This window comes from Methyloversatilis sp. MC4-4 (genome assembly GCF_049843555.1).
In the GTDB taxonomy this organism is placed as follows: domain Bacteria; phylum Pseudomonadota; class Gammaproteobacteria; order Burkholderiales; family Rhodocyclaceae; genus Methyloversatilis; species Methyloversatilis discipulorum_B.
In genome coordinates, this window is sequence record NZ_JBBHZK010000003.1 from 425,239 (window position 1) to 443,810 (window position 18,572).

Below are 18,572 nucleotides of genomic sequence, written 5' to 3' on the forward strand. Positions count from 1 at the left end.
GCGCGACCTCAGGCCGGCACGCCGCACTTGGCGACGCGGGCAGCGAACTGCGTTGCGAGATCGTCGAGCGCCGCGCCGGCACGCTCACCGAGCGCGCGCTGCGCCAGCGGCATCACGGCCTCCAGTGCGCGCGCCTGCCAGGCGCTGACCCAGCCGCGCACCAGCGCCGCGTTGTCGGGCGACTCGGCGCAGGCGGTCTTGATCTGCGCATCGACCCACTTCGCGGTCTCGGCGTACCACTCGGTCATGAACTGCGTCAGCATGGCGACCGCGGTGCCGCCGCGCAGCGACAGTTCGTCCTCGACCAGGGTCTTGTAGAACAGTGGATACACGAGGCCGTCGAGCACCAGATTCTGGGCGACGAACAGCTCGAACCAGTCCTGCACCACCAGGCAGTCCTCGACGTAGCGGCGCAGACCCTGCCAGTCGGCGGCGTACAGCCAGTGCTCCTTCGCCGTGGCCAGCGAGGCGGTGTCGCCGAGCAGCAGACCGATGCGCGTCAGGTACTGCGCGATGGCCAGGTTGTCCATCGCGTGGAACATGCAGGGCTGGGTGATCGTCGTGCCATAGCCGTAGGCGCAGATGGACGAGTTGTTCATGTTGGCGCCCCAGGCGACGTGGCGCAGCGGCAGCAGCAGGTCGAGTGCCAGCTGGCGAACGTCATCGGGCAGCAAGGCGCCAAGGTTGCGCGACTCGACGAAGTCGAAGTTCGATTCGGCCGTGTCCTGCTGACGTGCACGCGCCAGCGTCCAGGCGCCGTAGTAGTACTGGCGCGGATCCTTGAAGGCGTACCAGTCTTTCATCTTCAATTGCGTGCGCGTGACGTCGAAGATGTCGCGGTCCGGGTCCCAGGTCGGGCGATAGTGGAAGTTGGCGGTCGGCTGCACGTCGAAGCTGCCTTCCTGGTAGCGCGACGCCGGCTTGTCGCCGAAGCGCCGCGCGATGTGGCCATAGGTCTGGCGCAAGGGCTTGATTGATACGGTACGCAGGTCGATCTGCATGCCTGTCTCCTCTGATCTGTTCTTGTGCCGTCGAACCCGCGCTCAGCGCGGGCCGCCGTTCAGTACGTCGTTGAGCCGTGCGGATACCGGCGATGCCGGTTCCGCGCCGGCCGCGTCGAGCACGACCACACCCTGCGCCGCACAGAATTCGTCGAAGGCGGCGCGCGTGAGCATCATTTCGGCGAACAGCTCCGGCTCGCCGAGTGCGAAATCAAACTCGATGAAGCCGTCGTCACGCTCGCCGGTGACACGCACGTACTTGCGGAAGGGGTCGAATGCCGACGCCATGGCGCTCGCCTCAGGTGTACACATTGAGGAAGGCGTCGTTGAGCTTGCGGTCGTGATAGAAGATCGCGCGCCCGAGATCCTCCACCGTCCAGGTGATGACCGGCTTGTCCGGGTAGTACTGGTAGCCGCCCGAGTACACCTCGTTGCGGTTGCCCGCCGGATCGAAGAAGTAGATCGTCGCGCCACGCGTGATGCCGTGCCGCGTCGGACCGATGTCCAGTGACACGTCGTTCTTCGAGATCAGATCGGCTGCCCGCAGCACGTCGTTCCACGTATCGAGGATGAAGGAGCAGTGGTGGAAGCGGCCCTTCTCCGGATTGCGGATGAAGGCGATGTCGTGCGGCTTGGTCGAGCAGGTCAGGAACACGCCCACCATCAGGTCGCCCGCCATCACCTGTTCGGCGATCCTGAAACCCAGCACCTCGGTGAACAGCTTCACCACGCCATCCACATCGTCGCCGTACAGCAGGCAGTGGTCGAAGCGCGTCGGCTGCATGCCGATCAGGCCATCGGGCCACGGGTCCGGATTCACGTCAGGCAGGCCGTTGCCCACCTTGTCCTTGGTCGCGAACAGTTCGATCGCGTGCCCGGTCGGCACCGTGAAGCGGAAGCGGCGGCCGGTATGCAGATGTTCGCCGGCAGGTATCCATTGCAGATCGGTGGCCAGACGACTGCCTTCGACCGCCGCCGCAAGACTGTCCAGCGTCGCTTCGCTGTCGACGCGGAAGCCCATGTAGTCCATGCCCGGCGCATCCGCCTTGCGCAGCACCACGCTGTGGTGATCGTGTTCATCCCAGGCCTTGAAGTACACGCGACCTTGCGCATCGCGCCCGGTCTCGATAAGGCCCAGTACCTGTCCGTAGTGTTTCACCGCCGCTTCCAGATCCGTCACCCTCAGGGCGACATGACCCGGGCGCAGCACGCCGGTCATTGCCATCGCTTTCCTCCTCCTTTGTGGTGCGTGCTGCGGCGCATCAACACCTCGGAAGAAACGGAAGCAGGAGCGCTCTCGCCGAAGTACCGGATGCAGCCGTCAGCCGCACCCTCTCCTATCCAAGAAGCGTGCCATACTCGATAATTGATAAAAATCTCGATATTTGGCGGTTTTAGGTGGCCAGGAGTACAGTCGCCGCGTCCGCCGGTTGATGAGTTGGTGAAGCGCCCGAAGACGTGTTCACCAACTGGTGAACGATTCGACCGGAAGAAGACCGGCCACGCCATGCAGTCGGGATCGCGCACGCGGTCCACTGCAGGAGACGGAGGCCGAACCGCTGTGCAGCGCAACATGAAGCACCGGTCTGGAGGAGGCACGGGCAATGAGTACGTTCAAGTACCCGCACAACAGCGATCTGCGTCGGCTGGTCAGGTTTTCGGCCGACGACGGACTGATCTGGCTGGCGGAAAACCGCATGCTGCTGATGCATTGCGCCGCGATGTCGGCGCTGCGCACGCAGCTGATCAAGTCGGTCGGGCCGGAATCGGCGCGCCGCATCCTGACTCGCATGGGTTACGAATCCGGCATGCGCGACGCCGAACTGGCACGCACGATACGGCCGGACCAGAACCCGATCGAGTCCTTCTTCGTCGGCCCGCAGCTGCACATGCTCGAAGGCAGCGTGCAGGTGACGCCGGTGCACATCCATATCGACGTGCGCAGCGGCGAATTCGACGGCGAGTTCCTGTGGGAGCACTCGTGGGAAGCCGAATTCCACCTGCGCGAATTCGGCCAGGCCGCCGATCCGGTGTGCTGGATGCAGATCGGCTACGCCTCGGGCTACACCTCGGCCTTCATGGGCCGCATGGTGCTGTTCAAGGAAACCGAGTGCGCCTGCTGCGGCGCCAACAACTGCCGCATCGTCGGCAAGCCGGTCGAGGAATGGGAGGACGGCGAGCAGTACGCCCGCTACTTCGAACCGGACAGCCGTATCGCCCATCTTCCTGCGGCCGCCTGGGCCGGCGTCGCCCAGACCGACAGCACGCAGGGGGCGCCGACGCCGACCGACCTGATCGGCAGTTCGGCCAGCTTCCGCCGCGCCTACGAACTGATGCTGCGCGCCGCCGGCACCACGGTGACCGTGCTGCTGCTCGGCGAGACCGGTGTCGGCAAGGAACGCTTCGCCCGCGTGCTGCACCAGATGAGCCCGCGCAAGGACGCCCCCTTCGTCGCAGTGAACTGTGCGGCGATCCCGCACGACCTGATCGAGTCGGAACTGTTCGGCGTCGAAAAGGGCGCCTTCACCGGTGCCCACGCCTCGCGCGCCGGCAAGTTCGAGCGTGCCGAGGGCGGCACCCTCTTTCTCGACGAGATCGGTGAAATGCCGCTGGCCGCCCAGGCCAAGCTGCTGCGCGCGCTGCAGGAAGGCGAGATCGAACGCCTCGGCGACGAGCGCACGCGCAAGGTGAACGTGCGGGTGGTCGCCGCCACCAACGTCGATCTGGCGCAGGCGGTAAAGGAAGGCCGCTTCCGCCCCGACCTGTACTACCGCGTGCACGTCTATCCCATCCACATCCCGCCGCTGCGCGAGCGGCTGGCCGACCTGCGGCAGCTGGTCGACTCGCTGGTCGCCAAGTTCAACCGTCAGCACGGCAAGCACGTGCAGGGCGTGTCGGACAAGGGCTTCCAGTCGCTGCACGCCCACCACTGGCCGGGCAATGTGCGCGAGCTGGAGAACGTGATCGAGCGCGGTGTCGTACTGGCGCCGCAGCAAGGCTGGATCGAGGCGCACCACCTCTTCCTGTCGCTGGAGGCGGTGCTGGCACGCGAATCCGGCATCTCCGCCTGCGGCAAGCTGGAAGAAGGCTGCGGCGACGCGGTGCGCGAACAGCTGGTCGAGCAGATCCTGCGCGCCGGCATTCCGCTGGAAGCGCTGGAGCAGCAGCTGATGAAGGCCTGCGTCGATCAGGAGGGCGGCAACATCGCGCGCGCCGCGCGCCGGCTCGGCATGTCGCGGCCCAAACTCAGTTACCGGCTGCAGCGCACCGAGGGCGAAGCCGAAGCGGCGGATTCCTGAGCCGGCAAGTTCAGAGCAGCTGGAAAGCCAGGATGGCGACGATGGTCGGCGGCAGCGCGGTCACGAACAGGCCGAGCGGATTGATCGCCTCGTCGTCGAAATGGCCGCGCAGGATCGCGAACCCGGCCGGATTGGGCGCGTTGGCGATCACCGTCAATCCACCGCCGGTCACGGCACCGGCCACCAGCGAGTACTTGAAGGCCTCGTCCGTGCCCTCGACCAGCGAACCCAGGTAGGTCAGCGCCGCGTTGTCGGTGATTGCGGTCAGCGCGGTGGCACCGAAGTAGAGCGCCGTGCTGTCCATGCCGGTGAGCGCGGCCTGTAGCCATCCCTGCTGCAGCGCCCCCAGGGTGACGAGGCCGGCGAGGAAGAAGCCCACCATCAGGCCCTCGCGCAGCATCAGCCGGTCGTGGTAGTGCCGGTAGGCCTCGGCCACACCGAGGAAGAGCAGGAACAGTCCGACGAACACCACCGGATGGTGCGCGAAGTACACGATGCCGGCGAGAAAGAACACGTGCAGAAGCATCAGTGCGCGCGGCACGGTGCGGTCGCTGCTGCGCGTATCCACGTGCAGCGACTTCAGCTCGCGCGCGAACAGCAGCGTTGCCACGCCAGCGTTGACGAACACGGCGATCGCCGACTTCCAGCCGAAGTGGCCGAGCATGTACCACATGTCCCAGTTCCACTTGCTGGCCACCATCAGCACCGGCGGTGCGGCGAAATGGGTGAGCGTGCCGCCGATCGACACGTTCACGAACAGCGCGCCCAGGGTGACGTACTTCAGGCGGTGCGAAATCTTCCTGCTGTAGACGTTGTCGCGCAGCATCAGCGCCGCCAGCGTCATCGCAGCCGGCTCGGTGATGAAGGAACCGAGCAGCGGAAGCACGGACAGGCAGACGAAATGGAAGGCGACGCTGTCGGGCGCCGGGATGTAGCGCGCCAGCGTGCGAGCGCCCGCCTTGCACAGTTCGAGCACCGGCCGGCTGGCCGCCACCACCATGATGACGAACACGAAGGCCGGCTCGGTGTAGTCCAGCGCTTCCAGATAGCCAGCCGCACTGCCGGCGCCACCGGTGAGCGCCATGAAGGCCAGCAGCACGAAGGCCCAGAAGCCGAACACCACTTCGACCTCGCCGAGCAGATGCCAGATGCCCGCGTGACCGGGCTGCAGATGTGCGAGGTGCTCGAAATACCGGGTCAGGAAAGTGTGTGCGACGGCCACCGCGAACAGCGCAGTGCCGACCGCTTGGAGCGTGCCCGGAGTCATCGGGAATCCTTGCTTTGGCGGGGTTGGAATGAAGGCGGGCGTACGCGTCGTGCAGTGACGCCGGCAGGTGCCCTCGTCGGGGTGCTCATGCGACGGTGTGCCGCAGCAGCTGCAGGCACTCGACGGTCGATGCCAGATCGGCGGCGAGATAGTCGTCGTCGGTACGCAGCAGCGGGTCCGCCCCCAGATCGAGCAGCAGCGCAAGCAGTGCGTGCCTGCCGCTCGACGCGCAGTACATGAGCGTGGTGGCGCCGGTGTCGTTTCGGTTGTCCAGATCGATGCCGGCGCCCGCCAGCGCGCGCACGACATCGACGTTGCCGCCGACGCAGGCCAGCCACAGCGCGTTGTTGCCGTCGGCATTGCGGCAACCCACGTCGGCGCCGGCCGCCAGCAGTTCGTCTACCAGTGCCGCCTCGCCGTCGAGCGCGGCCCGCATCAGCGGCGTCAGCCCGTGCGCGATCGCGCCATCGAGATTGCGCGGATCGAAGCCATTCGACTCGATCAGTGCGCGCAGCGCCGGCGATGCGTCAGGCGGCAGCGCACACCCGTCGCGGCCGACGGCCAGCCGGTCGAGCGCGTTCGCCAGCGGTGCGTGGCCACCATCGACGCTGTACACCTCGGGGTAGCGGAAGTCGCTGAAGCGCTCGGCCCAGCTCTGGCTTGCGTTGCCGTGATAGCAGTAGATGAGCACCGGCGTCGGCCGCGCCACGGTCTGCAGCACCTCGCCGAACACGGCGTCGCTCAGATGGCGTGCGCCCTCGATGTGGCTGCGCTCGAAACTGGCGCGATCGCGCGTGTCGAACAGCGCCAGTGCCGGCAGACGGCCGCTGCGGTGGCGGGCGATCAGATCGGCCGCCTGGGCGGCGGAGATGCGGCGGTAGGTCGTGCTCACTGTTCAGCCCTCCAGCCGATGCGCCGACGTCCTGACGGACTTCATGCGGCCATCGGCACCTGTTCGGCGCCCGCGTAGGCAGGCGTGGTTTCGATGCGCGCGTCGTCGACGGCGCGGCCCATCGTGAAGTGATAGATCGTGCGGAAGCGCTCGTCTTCGAGGCCGAGCAGTTCATGCACCGCGTCGTCGAAGAAGCAGCCGATGCCGGTGCCGCGCAGACCCAGTGCTTCGGCTTCGGTGTAGAGCTGCTGCCCGATCAGACCGGCCTGACGGTGCAGCGCGCGGTAGGCAGCCGGCGATGCTTCGAGTGCGGCATCGAATTCGCACAGCATGCCCAGCGCGAAACACGAGGTCGATGCGATGTCCTGATGGCAGTGCAGGCTGCGCGCCAGCCGGGCCAGCGCAGCCGGCGCCATGGTGGCGAGCAGACGCAGTCCGCTGCGCAGTCCGTCGACCGGTGTCAGCGGGTACAGCGAAGCGAGCAGCGGCAGCACGCCGCCCTCCGCCGGACCGCGCGGCAGCAGGTAGACGCCGGGCGCGACCCCCGCGACCCGGTGCACGAACAGCAGCAGATCGATCCGGCGCTCGTCGGGCAATGCGTCCCACGGTGCGGCGCGGCAGGGCTGAAGACGCTCCAGCACGCCGTCGAATTCGTCGCACGTCATCATGTGGCGGCCGTCGAAACGCTGCGCACTGCGCCGGCCGAGCAGCACGTGGCCGATCGAGCGGCCGCACGGCGGCGCCACCTCGCGTCGCCGCGCCGGCAGTTCGCCGCGCGGCAGTGCGTCGCGCGTGGCTTCGGCCATTTCATCGATCGCCGGCCAGCGGTACATGGGATGCGCGTCTATCGTGCTCGCCCGCCCGTGCCAGCGCTCGACCGTGCGCACCGGCAGCGGCCCGGGCACGTGACCGATGCCGACCCCGAACAGCAGTTCGGCCTCTTCCACTTCGGTGGCCTGGTCGCGCCGCGCCGGAAAATCGGGCAGACGATCAAGCCCCAATGCAGCCGCCAGCAGGTCGACGCGCACCGGCTGCACGGCGAGCGACCAGCCGAGCACGGCGGCCGCATTGCGCAGTGTGGCCGTCGCATGGCCGACATCGAGCTGGCAATAGCGGAAGGCACGCTCGCCGTACTTCCACGCCTCGCGCCACATGACCGAACTGAGCGCGAGGTGCAGGCCGGGCGCGCCGCCCGGCTCGAAGGCGGCGCGCAATTCCAGCGCGTGCACTTCGGGCAGGTAGTGCCAGAGGCCGTCGTCCAGCCCCGGCACGCCGACCGCGAACAGCCATCCCTCGACCGGGTGCAGATTGCCGCTCGACGGATTGGCGCGCACCGCCCAGCGGTCGGGGCCGGTGGACTTCCAGGCGGTCAGGCCCAGTGCCAGATGCAGCAGCGCACCCAGCGCGGACAGCGTGCAGGGCAAGGGCGGCAGACCGGTGTCGAGCATGCGCCAGTCCAGACGCAAGCGCGCGGCGACCGGGCCGTCATCGTCGGTGGCCAGCGGCAGCGCCACCCGCGGCGCACCTTCGTAGTGGCGGAAGGGCGACGGCTGCGCGTCCCAGTCCAGCGTTTCCGGGCCGGCGGCGTAGGCCGCGTAGCGGTGTATGGTGCGACGGTGGTAGTCACGCACGCGGCTGCGCGCGCTCACGTCCTCATTCGTCATCGTCGTCGTCGGCGCCGTTGCGCCGCGGCACCGTTTCCGGGTCGCAGATGATGGGACGATAGATTTCTACGCGGTCGCCCGGGCGCAGCGCGGCGTCCTTCTTCACCACCTTGCCGAACACACCCACCTTGGCCTTGTCGATGTCGATGTCGGGGCAGCGCTCCAGAATTCCGGAACGCGCGATGCCATCGGCCACCGTGCAGCCGTCCGGCACCTCAACCTGCATCCACACGCGGTCGGTCGGCCCGACCCACGCCACGCCTATCTTCATCGCGTCGTCCTCATCGAGTCCTCACTGCGCGGCCGGTGCCGGCAGGGCGGCCGGCTGCCGCGATTCCGACCAGTGCTGCAGGCGGCGCCGCGCCGCGATCAGCAGCCCCAGCACGAGGAAGCCGCCGGGCGGCAGGATCATGAACAGCGCCCCGGCGTCCGCCACCTTCGTTTCGAGAAAGGCGAACTGCGGACCGAGCAGCAGCGATGCACCGGCGAACAGCGTGCCGGCACCGGTCACCTCGCGCACGGCGCCCATCAGCGTCAGCGCCAGCGTGAAGCCCAGCCCGGTGGCCAGACCATCGACCGCCGACAGCGCGACCGCGTGGCGCGACGCAAAGGCCTCGGCTCGCCCAAGCACGGCGCAGTTCACGACGATGAGCGCGATGAAGATGCCGAGCACCTTGTACAGGTCGTGGAACCAGGCGTTCAGGCACAGATCGACCAGCGTCACCATGCCGGCGATGAGCACGATGAATACCGGAATGCGCACTTCGGCCGGCACCCAGTGACGCAGCGCCGAAATGAGCACATTGGACATGAGCAGCACCACCAGCGTCGCCAGTCCCATGCCGAGCCCGTTGGTGGCGCTGCTGGTCACCGCCATCGTCGGACACAGCCCCAGCATCTGCGCGACCACGACGTTGTTGTCCCACAGTCCGTCGCGCATCACCGCGCGCGCTGCCGGCTGATCGCTCATTTCCGCTCTCCTTCCACCGCCGCTCCGTCGCCGGACAACGCCGCCTTGTGCGCGGCAAAGAACTCAAGACCCTGTCGCACCGCGGCGACCACCGCGCGCGGCGTGATGGTGGCGCCGGCGAACTGTTCGAAGTCGCCGCCGTCCTTCTTCACCGCCCAGCGGGCTGGCGGCGGATCGCCCAGCGCTCGGCCGTCGAAGCTGCGTATCCACGGGTTGCGCGCCGCCTCGACCTTGTCGCCCAGACCGGGCGTTTCGTTGTGTCGCGTGACGCGGACGCCGACCACACGGCCGCTCATATCGACCGCCATCAGCAGCACGATGCGGCCGCCGTAGCCATTGCCCGACATTTCGTACAGCACCGCCTTCAGCGTGCCGCCATGGCGCGCGCGATAGACGGTCAGCGGCGCGCCGGACGGCCCGTTCAGCTGCAGCGTGTCGGACAGCAGATTGTTGTCGGCGTAGCCGGGCGGCAGGATCTGTGTCAGCAGCTGGCGCGTGTCGTCGGCCTGCGCCTGTTCGATCGCGTCGCGTGTCGCGCCTTGGGCGAAGGCCAGCACGGCGGTCGTGACCAGCATCACCACCCCGAGGGTCACGCCGGGAAACCACGGTGCATCGGGTAGCGGTCGACTCATCGCAGCGGCTCCTGTACGCGGCGCGCCGCCAGCGGCTTGCCGCCGACGCGACGGCCGAAGATGCGCGGCCGGGCCCACAGGTCGAGCAGCGGCGTGGCGGCGTTCATCAGCAGGATGGCGAACGCCACCCCCTCGGGGTAGCCGCCCCAGGTACGGATGAGCCAGGTGAGCAGACCGGCGCCGACGGCGTAGATCCACTGCCCGAAAGGCGCGCTCGGCGAGGTGACGTAGTCGGTCGCGATGAAGAAGGCGCACAGCAGCGCACCGCCGGACAGCAGGTGTGCCCCCGCCGGCATGAAGGCATCCGGTGCCGCCGCATGAGCGATGGCGGCCGGCAGGCAGAGGCCGGCGATGTAACCGATCGGTATGCGCAGGCCGATCACCCGCTTGAACACGAGGAACAGGCCGCCGGCGACGATGGCCAGCGCCGACGTTTCGCCCAGGCTGCCGGGTCGCGCGCCCGTGTAGGCCTGATCCGGCGCGAACGCGACCATCGCACCGGCGAGGTCGATGCCGCGGCCCAGTTCGGTCTTCACATGGCCGAGCAGCGACGCACTGGTCATCGCGTCGGTGGCGACACCGTGCAGGCCGATGCTCACCGCCTGCGCCAGATCCGTACCTTGTGCGATCAGCGCCGGGCTGACCCACTGCGTCATCTGCACCGGGAAGGACACCAGCAGCACGGTGCGTCCGACCATGGCCGGGTTGAACACATTGCAGCCCATGCCACCGAACACCTGCTTGGCCAGCACGATGGAGAACGCGCCACCGAGCACGCCCAGCCACCACGGTGCCCACGGCGGCAGTGACATGGCGAGCAGCCAGCCGGTCAGCGCGGCCGAGCCGTCGGCCAGCACCGGCGCCACCGGCTTGCCGGCCCACTGCAGGCACAGCGCTTCGGCCAGTACGCAGCTCGCCACGGTCACCAGCCACAGGCAGAAGGCCGGCCAGCCGAACTGCCAGAAGCCGGCCAGCGTGGCCGGCAGCAGCGCCACCATGACCAGCGCCATGATGCGACCGCTGGTGCGCTGGGTCAGCGCGTGCGGCGAAGCCTGGACCGGACTGTTCATGCCGAAATCTCCTCGTCCCTGGCCTTGGCGGCGGCTTCCTTCGCCTGCGCCGCGGCGCGCTCGGCCTTGCGTTTCGCATGAGCCTCGGCCTTCTCGCGCGCCTCGCGCTCGACCCGCTCGGCGCGCGCCTCGGTCAGTTCGCGCACGTGATCGAGACGATGGCGTTCGCGTTCGCGCGAAGCCAGTTCGCCGCGGGCGTGGGCGAAGTACTGGACCAGCGGAATGCGCGACGGACAGACATAGCCACAGGCGCCGCAGGTCAGGCAGTCGCGCAGGCCGATGTCCTCGGCCTGTCCCAGTTCGCCGGCGTGGATGCGGTTGGCCATTTCCAGCGGCATCAGGCCGACCGGACAGGCCGTGACGCAGCTGCCGCAGCGTATGCAGGCGCTCGGTTCGCGCTCGCCCACCTCCGCCGAGGTGAGCGCCAGCACGCCGCTCGCGCCCTTGCCGATCGGCGTATCGAGGTCGCTCACCGCCACCCCCATCATCGGGCCGCCCACCACCATGCGCGCCGGCTCGCGCGTCAGCCCGCCGGCGCGTTCGATCAGCCAGTACAGCGGCGTGCCGATGCGTGCACGTACATTGCGCGGTGCCGCCAGCGCACCGCCCGCCACCGTCACCACGCGCTCGATCAGCGGTTCGCCGTAGCGCAGCGCGCGCCACACCGCCGCTGCCGTACCGACGTTGTGCACCACCACGCCGACGTCGGCCGCACGACCACCGGCCGGCGGCTCGACCCCGAGCAGCGTGTAGATGAGCTGGCGCTCGGCCCCCATCGGATAGCGGCTGGGAATGCGCACCACCGCCACCTCGGGATACGGATGCGCGGCCACCTTCATCGCGTCGATCGCTTCCGGCTTGTTGTCCTCGATGCCGGCCAGTACGCGACGCGCGCCAGTGGCGCGCATGATGAGGCGCGCGCCCTCGATGATGTCGGCCGCGTTCTCGCGCATCAGCCTGTCGTCGCAGGACAGGTAGGGCTCGCACTCGCTGCCGTTGAGGATGACGGTGTCGATCGCGCTGCGCTGACCGAGCGCCAGCTTGACCGCTGCCGGAAAGGCGGCGCCACCCATGCCGACGACGCCCGCTTCGGCGACCCGGCGGGCGATCTCATCCGGCGCCAGCCGGATCGGATAGGGCTCGCCGGCGCGCTCAATCCAGCGGTCCTCGCCGTCCGGACGCACGGTGATCGCCAGCCCGGGCAGACCGGACGCATGCGGCATCGGCGCCTCGCCGATCGCGATCACGGTGCCCGAGGTGGAGGCATGCACTGGCGCCGAGATCGGTCCGGCCGCCTCGGCCACGCACTGGCCACGCAGCACGTGGTCACCGATGCGCACGATGGGGCGCGCCGGTGCGCCGGCCTGCTGCGCCAGCGGCAGCACCAGCAGCGGCGGCAGGCCGGCGTCGACGATGTCCAGGCCGGCGGCCGGGTGCTTGTGCGCATCCGGATGGATGCCCCAGCGGGTGAGCAGCCGGCGTATCGGCGGAATGACGAGATGTGCCATGGCTCAGGCCGCCAGCGCCGGTTTCGGCATGATCCAGGTGCCGGCCGTCAGCGGCAGCGGCTGCATCGTGATGGCGCCGGTCGGGCACTTCTCCGCGCACTGGTTGCAGCCGGTGCAGGCGTCCTCGAACACGCCGTGCAACTGCTTCATCGCGCCGATGATGGCGTCCGACGGACACAGCCGGTAGCACTTGGTACAGCCGATGCACAGCGCGTCCTCGATCACCGCGATCAAGGGCACGTCGTCGACCTCGTCGGCGTCGAGCGCGATGCCCAGATGCTCGGCAATCGCCAGCGCCACCACCTTGCCGCCGGGCGGGCAGCAGGTGGGCGACGCGGTGCCGGCGACGATGGCCTCGGCCGCACCGGCACAGCCGGGAAAGCCGCACTGACCGCAGTTGGCGGCGGGCAGCATGTCCTCGACTTCCTTCACCCGGCTGTCGCCTTCGACGGCAAAGCGCCGGGCCGCCACGCCGAGCACGATCCCGAGCCCGGAGCCGATCGCGGTCAGACTCATGACCGCGGTAATCATCTGTTCCATCGAGCAACCTCCCATTCCGTGCAACGCGTGCTTGAAGCCGCAACAAACAGGGGTGTGCCACCGGCCGAGGTGGCCGCGCACGAGCGGCCGTGCGCGAACCCATGGAGCGTGCGGACCATCAGTGCCCTCCCGCCGGCACCAGGCCGGTGAATCCCATGAAGGCCAGCGCCAGCAGGCTGGCCGTGATGAAGGCGACCGGCGGGCCGGCGAACGTTTCCGGCACGCGCATCAGCGCCAGTCGTTCGCGCAGGCCGGCGAACAGGATCATCACCAGCGTGAAGCCGGCACCCGAGCCGAAGCCGCCGAGCACGCTCATGCCGAGGCCATGTCCGGCCTGGGCGTTCAGCAACGGAATGCCGAGCACCGCACAGTTGGTGGTGATCAACGGCAGGTAGATGCCGAGCACGCGGTGCAGGTCGGGCAAGGTCTTGTGCATGGCCATTTCGACGAACTGCACGACGGCAGCGATGACCACGATGTAGGCAAGGATGCGCAGATAGCCCAGGCCGAAGGGCAGCAGCAGTGCGTGTTCGAGCGCCCAGGCGGCCATCGCCGACAGCGTCATCACGAAGGTGGTGGCCAGACCCATGCCGAAGGCGCTGTCGATCTTCTTCGACACGCCCATGAAGGGGCAGAGCCCGAGAAAGCGGACCAGCACCACGTTGTTGACCAGCACCAGGCCGATCAGGGTCATCAGTACATCGCGCATAGCGACCTCCTGACCGGCCTCAATGCATGCGCTGTGCCAGATGACGCCATCACGGCCGCGTCCGGCCCCTCGTGGCGAGTGTGTGCTGTTGTGATCGCACGCGACCCGCCCCCGCGCGTACACGTGCGCATGCATGCGTGCGCGGCGACCGCGTCGGCAACGCGACAAACTCGACAGGTGCTGTCGCGACAGCCGGACATGCGCGTGTCGAAAATCCACAAGTGGTTGATCCAGATCAATTTTCAAAACCGGCCCGCAACTTGCTGAGAGAGATGCAACCCCCTCATGCAGGAGACGCCGACATGAATCGCCCGATCTATCTGGACTACGCCGCCACCACGCCGGTCGACCCGCGCGTGGTGGGCAAGATGCTGCCCTGGCTGTTCGACAACTTCGGTAACCCGGCCAGCCGATCGCACGCCTACGGCTGGGCCGCCGAAGAGGCGGTCGAACTGGCCCGCGAACAGGTGGCCGCGCTGATCGGCGCCGACCCGCGTGAAATCGTCTGGACCTCGGGTGCGACCGAATCGAACAACCTGGCGATCAAGGGTGCGATGCAGTTCCACGCCGGGCGCGGCAAGCATGTCGTGACCGTCAAGACCGAGCACAAGTCGGTGCTCGACACGGTGCGTGAGCTGGAACGCAGCGGCTGCGAAGTGACGCTGCTCGACGTGCAGGAGAACGGCCTGATCGACATCGAGGCCTTCCGCGCCGCGCTGCGGCCCGACACCGTGCTGGCCTCGGTCATGTTCGTGAACAACGAAACCGGCGTCATCCAGGACATCGCCGCGCTGGGTGCGATCTGCCGCGACAAGGGTGTGCTGTTTCACGTCGATGGCGCGCAGGCGACCGGCAAGGTGGCCTTCGATCTGGATGAGCTGCCGGTCGACATGATGTCGCTGTCGGCACACAAGACCTACGGCCCGAAGGGCATCGGCGCGCTCTACGTGTGCCGCAAGCCGCGCGTGCGCATCGAGGCGCTGATCCACGGCGGCGGCCACGAGCGCGGCATGCGCTCGGGCACGCTGCCGACGCACCAGATCGTCGGCATGGGCGAAGCCTACTGGCTCACGCGCGAGAACATGGGCGCCGAGAACGAGCGCATCCGCATGCTGCGCGACCGCCTGCTGAACGGGCTGAGCGCGCTCGACCAGGTGTTCGTCAATGGCGACATGGAACGTCGCGTACCGCACAACCTGAACATCAGCTTCAACTTCGTCGAAGGCGAATCGCTGCTGATGGGCATGAAGGACATCGCGGTGTCGTCCGGCTCGGCCTGTACCTCGGCCAGCCTGGAACCGTCCTACGTGCTGCGCGCGATGGGCCGCAGCGACGAACTTGCGCACAGCTCGATCCGCTTCTCGATCGGCCGCTTCACCACGCAGCAGGAGGTGGATGCGGCGATCGAGCAGGTGTCGGCCGCCGTGCGCAAGCTGCGCGAACTGTCGCCGCTGTGGGACATGCACAGCGCGGGCATCGACCTGTCGACCGTGCAGTGGGCCTCGCACTGAGGGCATCCCGCTGAGGGCCTCGCACTGAACACCTTCCTCCACAACGACTGAACGGAGAACAACCATGGCATACAGCGACAAGGTGCTGGATCACTACGACAACCCGCGCAACGTCGGTTCCTACTCGGCCGACGAGGAAGGCATCGGCACCGGCATGGTCGGCGCGCCGGCCTGCGGCGACGTGATGCGGCTGCAGATCAAGGTCGGCGCCGACGGCGTCATCGAGGACGCCAAGTTCAAGACCTACGGCTGCGGCTCGGCGATCGCGTCGAGCTCGCTGGTGACCGAATGGGTCAAGGGCAAGACGCTGGACGAAGCACTGGCGATCAAGAACACCGAGATCGCCGAAGAGCTGGCGCTGCCGCCGGTGAAGATCCACTGCTCCATCCTCGCCGAGGACGCGATCAAGGCCGCCGTGGCCGACTACCGCACCCGGCAGACCGCTCCCGACACCGTCGAAGCCGCCTGAAAGGACACGCCATGAGTTCGCTTGCCGAAAGTACCGTCGCCCCGACCACCACCCTGCCGCTGCCGTCGCCGATCAAGTTCTGCGAAGCCGCGGCCGCCAAGGTCGCCGACCTGATCGCCGAAGAGGGCAACCCGGCGCTGAAGCTGCGCGTCTATGTCACCGGCGGTGGCTGTTCCGGCTTCCAGTACGGTTTTGCCTTCGAGGAAGGCGTCAACGAGGACGACACGCCCATCGTCACCGACGGCGTCACGCTGCTGGTCGACCCGATGAGCATGCAGTACCTGATGGGCGCCGAGATCGACTTCGAGGACGGTCTGGAAGGTTCGCGCTTCGTCATCCGCAACCCGAACGCGACCTCGTCCTGTGGCTGCGGCAGCTCCTTCTCGATGTGAGGTGACGGACATGACCATCACGCTCAGTGAAGCGGCCGCGCGCCACGTGCAGAAAAGTCTGGTCAAGCGCGGCCAAGGTGTGGGCCTGCGGCTCGCGGTGAAGACCAGCGGCTGTTCCGGCCTCGCCTACGCGATCGAGTTCGCCGACGCGCTGCAGCCCGAGGACATCCAGTTCGCCAGCCACGGCGTGACGCTGCTGGTCGACCCGAAAAGTCTGCCCTTCCTCGACGGCACCGAACTCGATTTCGTCCGCGAAGGCCTGAACGAAGGCTTCAAGTTCAACAATCCCAACGTGAAATCGGCCTGCGGCTGCGGCGAAAGCTTCGGCGTCTGAGTTCGCACCACGTACACCGGAGCACGCCAACATGGCCCTGCTGCAGATCGCCGAACCGGGCATGAGTGCCGCGCCCCACCAGCACAGGCTGGCCGTGGGCATAGACCTGGGCACCACGAATTCGCTGGTCGCGACCGTCGCCAGCGGCCTCACTCGCGTACTGCCGGACGACGACGGTCGCATGCTGCTGCCTTCGGTGGTGCGCTACACCGACGCAGGCATCGTGGTCGGCCACGCGGCGCAGTCGGCGCAGACCGAGGACCCGTGCAACACCATCGTGTCGGTCAAGCGCTTCATGGGTCGATCGCTGGCCGACGTCGACGCGTCCGCCACGCCCTACGCACTGGTCGACACGCCGGGCATGGTCAGCCTCGACACCCGCGCTGGCGTGCGCTCCCCGGTCGAGGTGTCGGCCGAAATCCTGCGCACCCTGCGCGACCGGGCTGAGGCCTCGCTCGGCGGCGATCTGGTCGGCGCCGTCATCACCGTACCGGCCTATTTCGACGACGCGCAGCGCCAGGCCACCAAGGACGCGGCGCGTCTGGCCGGCCTCAACGTGCTGCGCCTGCTCAACGAACCTACTGCAGCCGCCATCGCCTACGGTCTCGATCGTGCCGCACACGGCACTTTCGCGATTTACGACCTCGGCGGCGGCACGTTCGACATATCGGTCCTGAAGCTGTCCCAGGGCATGTTCGAAGTGCTGGCGACCGCGGGTGATGCCGCGCTCGGCGGCGACGACTTCGACCACCGGATCGCCGACTGGCTGCGGCAGCAACTGGCACTCGCAGCGCCTTCCGCCGGCGAAACGCGCATGATGCTGGCGCGGGCGCGTAGCGCCAAGGAAGCGCTGTCGAGTGCCCCGGTAACAAAGATTTCACTGACGCTCGACGACGGTCGCTGCTTCTCCTTCGACCTGTCGCGCGAGCAGTTCGAACTGCTCACCGGCGATCTGGTATCGCGCAGCATGGCGCCGGTGCGCCGCGCACTGCGCGATGCCGGCGTCGCCGCCGACGAGGTCGACGGCGTGGTGATGGTGGGCGGTTCGACGCGGATGCCGCAGGTGCGCGCCGCGGTGCGCAAGCTGTTCGGCCAGGAGCCGCTGACTGATCTCGACCCCGATCAGGTGGTGGCCATCGGTGCCGCCATTCAGGCCGACGTGCTGGCCGGCAACAAACCGGCCGGCGAGGAAAGCTGGCTGCTGCTCGACGTATGCCCGCTGTCGCTCGGTCTGGAAACGATGGGCGGTCTCGTCGAGAAGGTGATTCCGCGCAACTCGACGATACCGGCGGCACGCGCGCAGGAATTCACCACCTACAAGGACGGCCAGACCGCGATGGCCATCCACGTCGTACAGGGCGAACGTGAACTGGTGAGCGACTGCCGCTCGCTGGCGCGCTTCGAACTGCGCGGCATCCCGCCCATGGTGGCCGGTGCGGCACGCATCCGCATCACCTTCCAGATCGACGCCGACGGCCTGCTGTCGGTGTCGGCGCGCGAACAGACCAGCGGTGTGGAATCCCATATCGAGGTCAAGCCCTCTTACGGGCTGAGCGACGCGCAGATCGCCGACATGCTGATCGACGCCTACGGCAAGGCCGACAGCGACATGGCCGCACGCATGCTGCGCGAGGCGCAGGTCGAGGCGCGCCGTCTGGTCGACGCCACCGAGGCGGCACTGGCCGAGGACGGTCACGCACTGCTGACGCACGACGAGTTCGTCGCCATACAGGCCGCGATGTACGCACTGGCGGAGGCGCTCGAAGCCGGCGACGACAGCACGAAGCTCAAGCTGCTGAGCGAAGCGCTGAATGCCGCCACCACCGAGTTCGCCGGCCTGCGCATGAACGCCGGCATACGGCGCGCACTGTCGGGCACCCGCGTGTCGGAGCTGCAGTCGTGAGCACGCTGACCGTACTGCCACATCCGCAGCTGTGTCCGGACGGCGCCCGGATCGAGGTCGCCGCCGGCACCTCGATCTGCGACGCGCTGCTGGCGCACGACATCGCGATCGAACACGCCTGCGAGAAGGTCGCCGCCTGCTCGACCTGCCACGTCTACGTGCGCGCCGGCGCCGCCTCGCTCAACGAAGCGGACGACGACGAGGAAGATCAGCTCGACGACGCATGGGGCGTGCAGCCCGCCTCGCGCCTCGCCTGCTGCGCCCGCCTGGGCAACGCCGACGTGACGGTCGAACTGCCACTGCACACGCGCAATCTCGCGCGCGAATAGTTCCGCCCGGCCAGGATTCCTGTGGGAGCGAGTTTGCTCGCGATCGCTGCCTGAATCGAAGCCGGCGGCCGGCGAATGCCCT

General features: G+C 68.0%; 20 protein-coding genes. 7 read left to right on the forward strand and 13 right to left on the reverse strand.

The window, feature by feature from the left end; all coding sequences use genetic code 11:
• Window positions 1–8: 8 nt before the first annotated feature.
• Genes WDZ97_RS14975 through WDZ97_RS14985 form a run of 3 tightly spaced genes read right to left on the reverse strand, consistent with a single transcriptional unit; the run spans window position 9 to window position 2,226 of the window.
• On the reverse strand, window positions 9–1,001 hold the full coding sequence (locus tag WDZ97_RS14975; protein WP_425763277.1) for an aromatic/alkene monooxygenase hydroxylase subunit beta: 993 nt from the start codon (window positions 999–1,001) through the stop codon (window positions 9–11).
• Between the two features lie 42 nt (window positions 1,002–1,043).
• Window positions 1,044–1,289: a phenol hydroxylase subunit gene (locus tag WDZ97_RS14980; protein WP_425763278.1), complete on the reverse strand. Its 246-nt coding sequence runs from the start codon at window positions 1,287–1,289 to the stop codon at window positions 1,044–1,046.
• Window positions 1,290–1,299: 10 nt separating this feature from the next.
• Window positions 1,300–2,226, reverse strand: coding sequence for a catechol 2,3-dioxygenase (locus WDZ97_RS14985; protein ID WP_425763279.1), 927 nt, complete (start codon window positions 2,224–2,226; stop codon window positions 1,300–1,302).
• A gap of 379 nt (window positions 2,227–2,605) precedes the next feature.
• On the opposite strand from WDZ97_RS14985, the gene WDZ97_RS14990 reads away from it, so the two are divergent.
• Window positions 2,606–4,300, forward strand: coding sequence for a sigma 54-interacting transcriptional regulator (locus tag WDZ97_RS14990; RefSeq protein ID WP_425763280.1), 1,695 nt, complete (start codon window positions 2,606–2,608; stop codon window positions 4,298–4,300).
• Window positions 4,301–4,310: 10 nt separating this feature from the next.
• Here WDZ97_RS14990 and WDZ97_RS14995 read toward each other — a convergent pair whose 3' ends face one another.
• From WDZ97_RS14995 to rsxA, 10 genes are all read right to left on the reverse strand, one after another.
• Window positions 4,311–5,567: a putative Na+/H+ antiporter gene (locus WDZ97_RS14995; protein ID WP_304003432.1), complete on the reverse strand. Its 1,257-nt coding sequence runs from the start codon at window positions 5,565–5,567 to the stop codon at window positions 4,311–4,313.
• 85 nt (window positions 5,568–5,652) lie between these two features.
• Window positions 5,653–6,459, reverse strand: coding sequence for an ankyrin repeat domain-containing protein (locus WDZ97_RS15000; protein ID WP_425763281.1), 807 nt, complete (start codon window positions 6,457–6,459; stop codon window positions 5,653–5,655).
• A 41-nt stretch (window positions 6,460–6,500) separates the two neighbouring features.
• Entirely contained in the window at window positions 6,501–8,108 is a 1,608-nt protein-coding gene (locus WDZ97_RS15005; protein ID WP_425763282.1) for a nitroreductase family protein, read from the reverse strand.
• A 4-nt stretch (window positions 8,109–8,112) separates the two neighbouring features.
• Window positions 8,113–8,394: an RnfH family protein gene (locus tag WDZ97_RS15010; protein WP_425763283.1), complete on the reverse strand. Its 282-nt coding sequence runs from the start codon at window positions 8,392–8,394 to the stop codon at window positions 8,113–8,115.
• 21 nt (window positions 8,395–8,415) lie between these two features.
• Window positions 8,416–9,093, reverse strand: coding sequence for an electron transport complex subunit E (locus WDZ97_RS15015; RefSeq protein ID WP_425763284.1), 678 nt, complete (start codon window positions 9,091–9,093; stop codon window positions 8,416–8,418).
• On the reverse strand, window positions 9,090–9,725 hold the full coding sequence (rsxG, locus tag WDZ97_RS15020; RefSeq protein ID WP_425763285.1) for an electron transport complex subunit RsxG: 636 nt from the start codon (window positions 9,723–9,725) through the stop codon (window positions 9,090–9,092). Before rsxG ends, WDZ97_RS15015 begins: the two co-directional genes overlap by 4 nt.
• Window positions 9,722–10,795 carry an RnfABCDGE type electron transport complex subunit D gene (locus tag WDZ97_RS15025; protein ID WP_304003422.1) on the reverse strand — a complete coding sequence of 358 codons (1,074 nt, stop codon included), beginning with the start codon at window positions 10,793–10,795 and terminating at the stop codon, window positions 9,722–9,724. Before WDZ97_RS15025 ends, rsxG begins: the two co-directional genes overlap by 4 nt.
• Complete coding sequence (gene rsxC / locus WDZ97_RS15030; RefSeq protein WP_425763286.1) at window positions 10,792–12,303, reverse strand: electron transport complex subunit RsxC; 1,512 nt, start codon at window positions 12,301–12,303, stop codon at window positions 10,792–10,794. Before rsxC ends, WDZ97_RS15025 begins: the two co-directional genes overlap by 4 nt.
• Before the next feature lie 3 nt (window positions 12,304–12,306).
• A complete protein-coding gene (locus tag WDZ97_RS15035) occupies window positions 12,307–12,843 on the reverse strand; it encodes an RnfABCDGE type electron transport complex subunit B (protein ID WP_425763287.1) in 537 nt (178 codons plus the stop codon).
• Between the two features lie 118 nt (window positions 12,844–12,961).
• The gene (gene rsxA / locus WDZ97_RS15040; RefSeq protein ID WP_425763288.1) at window positions 12,962–13,552 is read right to left on the reverse strand and encodes an electron transport complex subunit RsxA; all 591 of its coding nucleotides are present in this window, start codon (window positions 13,550–13,552) and stop codon (window positions 12,962–12,964) included.
• Between the two features lie 302 nt (window positions 13,553–13,854).
• Here rsxA and WDZ97_RS15045 point away from each other — a divergent pair, with 302 nt between their 5' ends.
• From WDZ97_RS15045 to fdx, 6 genes are all read left to right on the forward strand, one after another.
• Window positions 13,855–15,063, forward strand: coding sequence for an IscS subfamily cysteine desulfurase (locus WDZ97_RS15045; protein ID WP_425763289.1), 1,209 nt, complete (start codon window positions 13,855–13,857; stop codon window positions 15,061–15,063).
• Window positions 15,064–15,127: 64 nt separating this feature from the next.
• On the forward strand, window positions 15,128–15,532 hold the full coding sequence (gene iscU, locus WDZ97_RS15050) for a Fe-S cluster assembly scaffold IscU (protein ID WP_304003415.1): 405 nt from the start codon (window positions 15,128–15,130) through the stop codon (window positions 15,530–15,532).
• Window positions 15,533–15,543: 11 nt separating this feature from the next.
• Window positions 15,544–15,924, forward strand: a complete 381-nt coding sequence (gene erpA / locus WDZ97_RS15055) for an iron-sulfur cluster insertion protein ErpA (RefSeq protein ID WP_304003414.1) — start codon at window positions 15,544–15,546, stop codon at window positions 15,922–15,924.
• A gap of 10 nt (window positions 15,925–15,934) precedes the next feature.
• Window positions 15,935–16,258, forward strand: a complete 324-nt coding sequence (gene iscA, locus WDZ97_RS15060; protein ID WP_019916657.1) for an iron-sulfur cluster assembly protein IscA — start codon at window positions 15,935–15,937, stop codon at window positions 16,256–16,258.
• 31 nt (window positions 16,259–16,289) lie between these two features.
• Window positions 16,290–18,161, forward strand: coding sequence for a Fe-S protein assembly chaperone HscA (gene hscA, locus WDZ97_RS15065; RefSeq protein WP_425763290.1), 1,872 nt, complete (start codon window positions 16,290–16,292; stop codon window positions 18,159–18,161).
• Entirely contained in the window at window positions 18,158–18,490 is a 333-nt protein-coding gene (gene fdx, locus WDZ97_RS15070) for an ISC system 2Fe-2S type ferredoxin (protein WP_019916655.1), read from the forward strand. The genes hscA and fdx overlap by 4 nt, the downstream gene beginning before the upstream one ends.
• The last annotated feature ends 82 nt before the right edge of the window (window positions 18,491–18,572 follow it).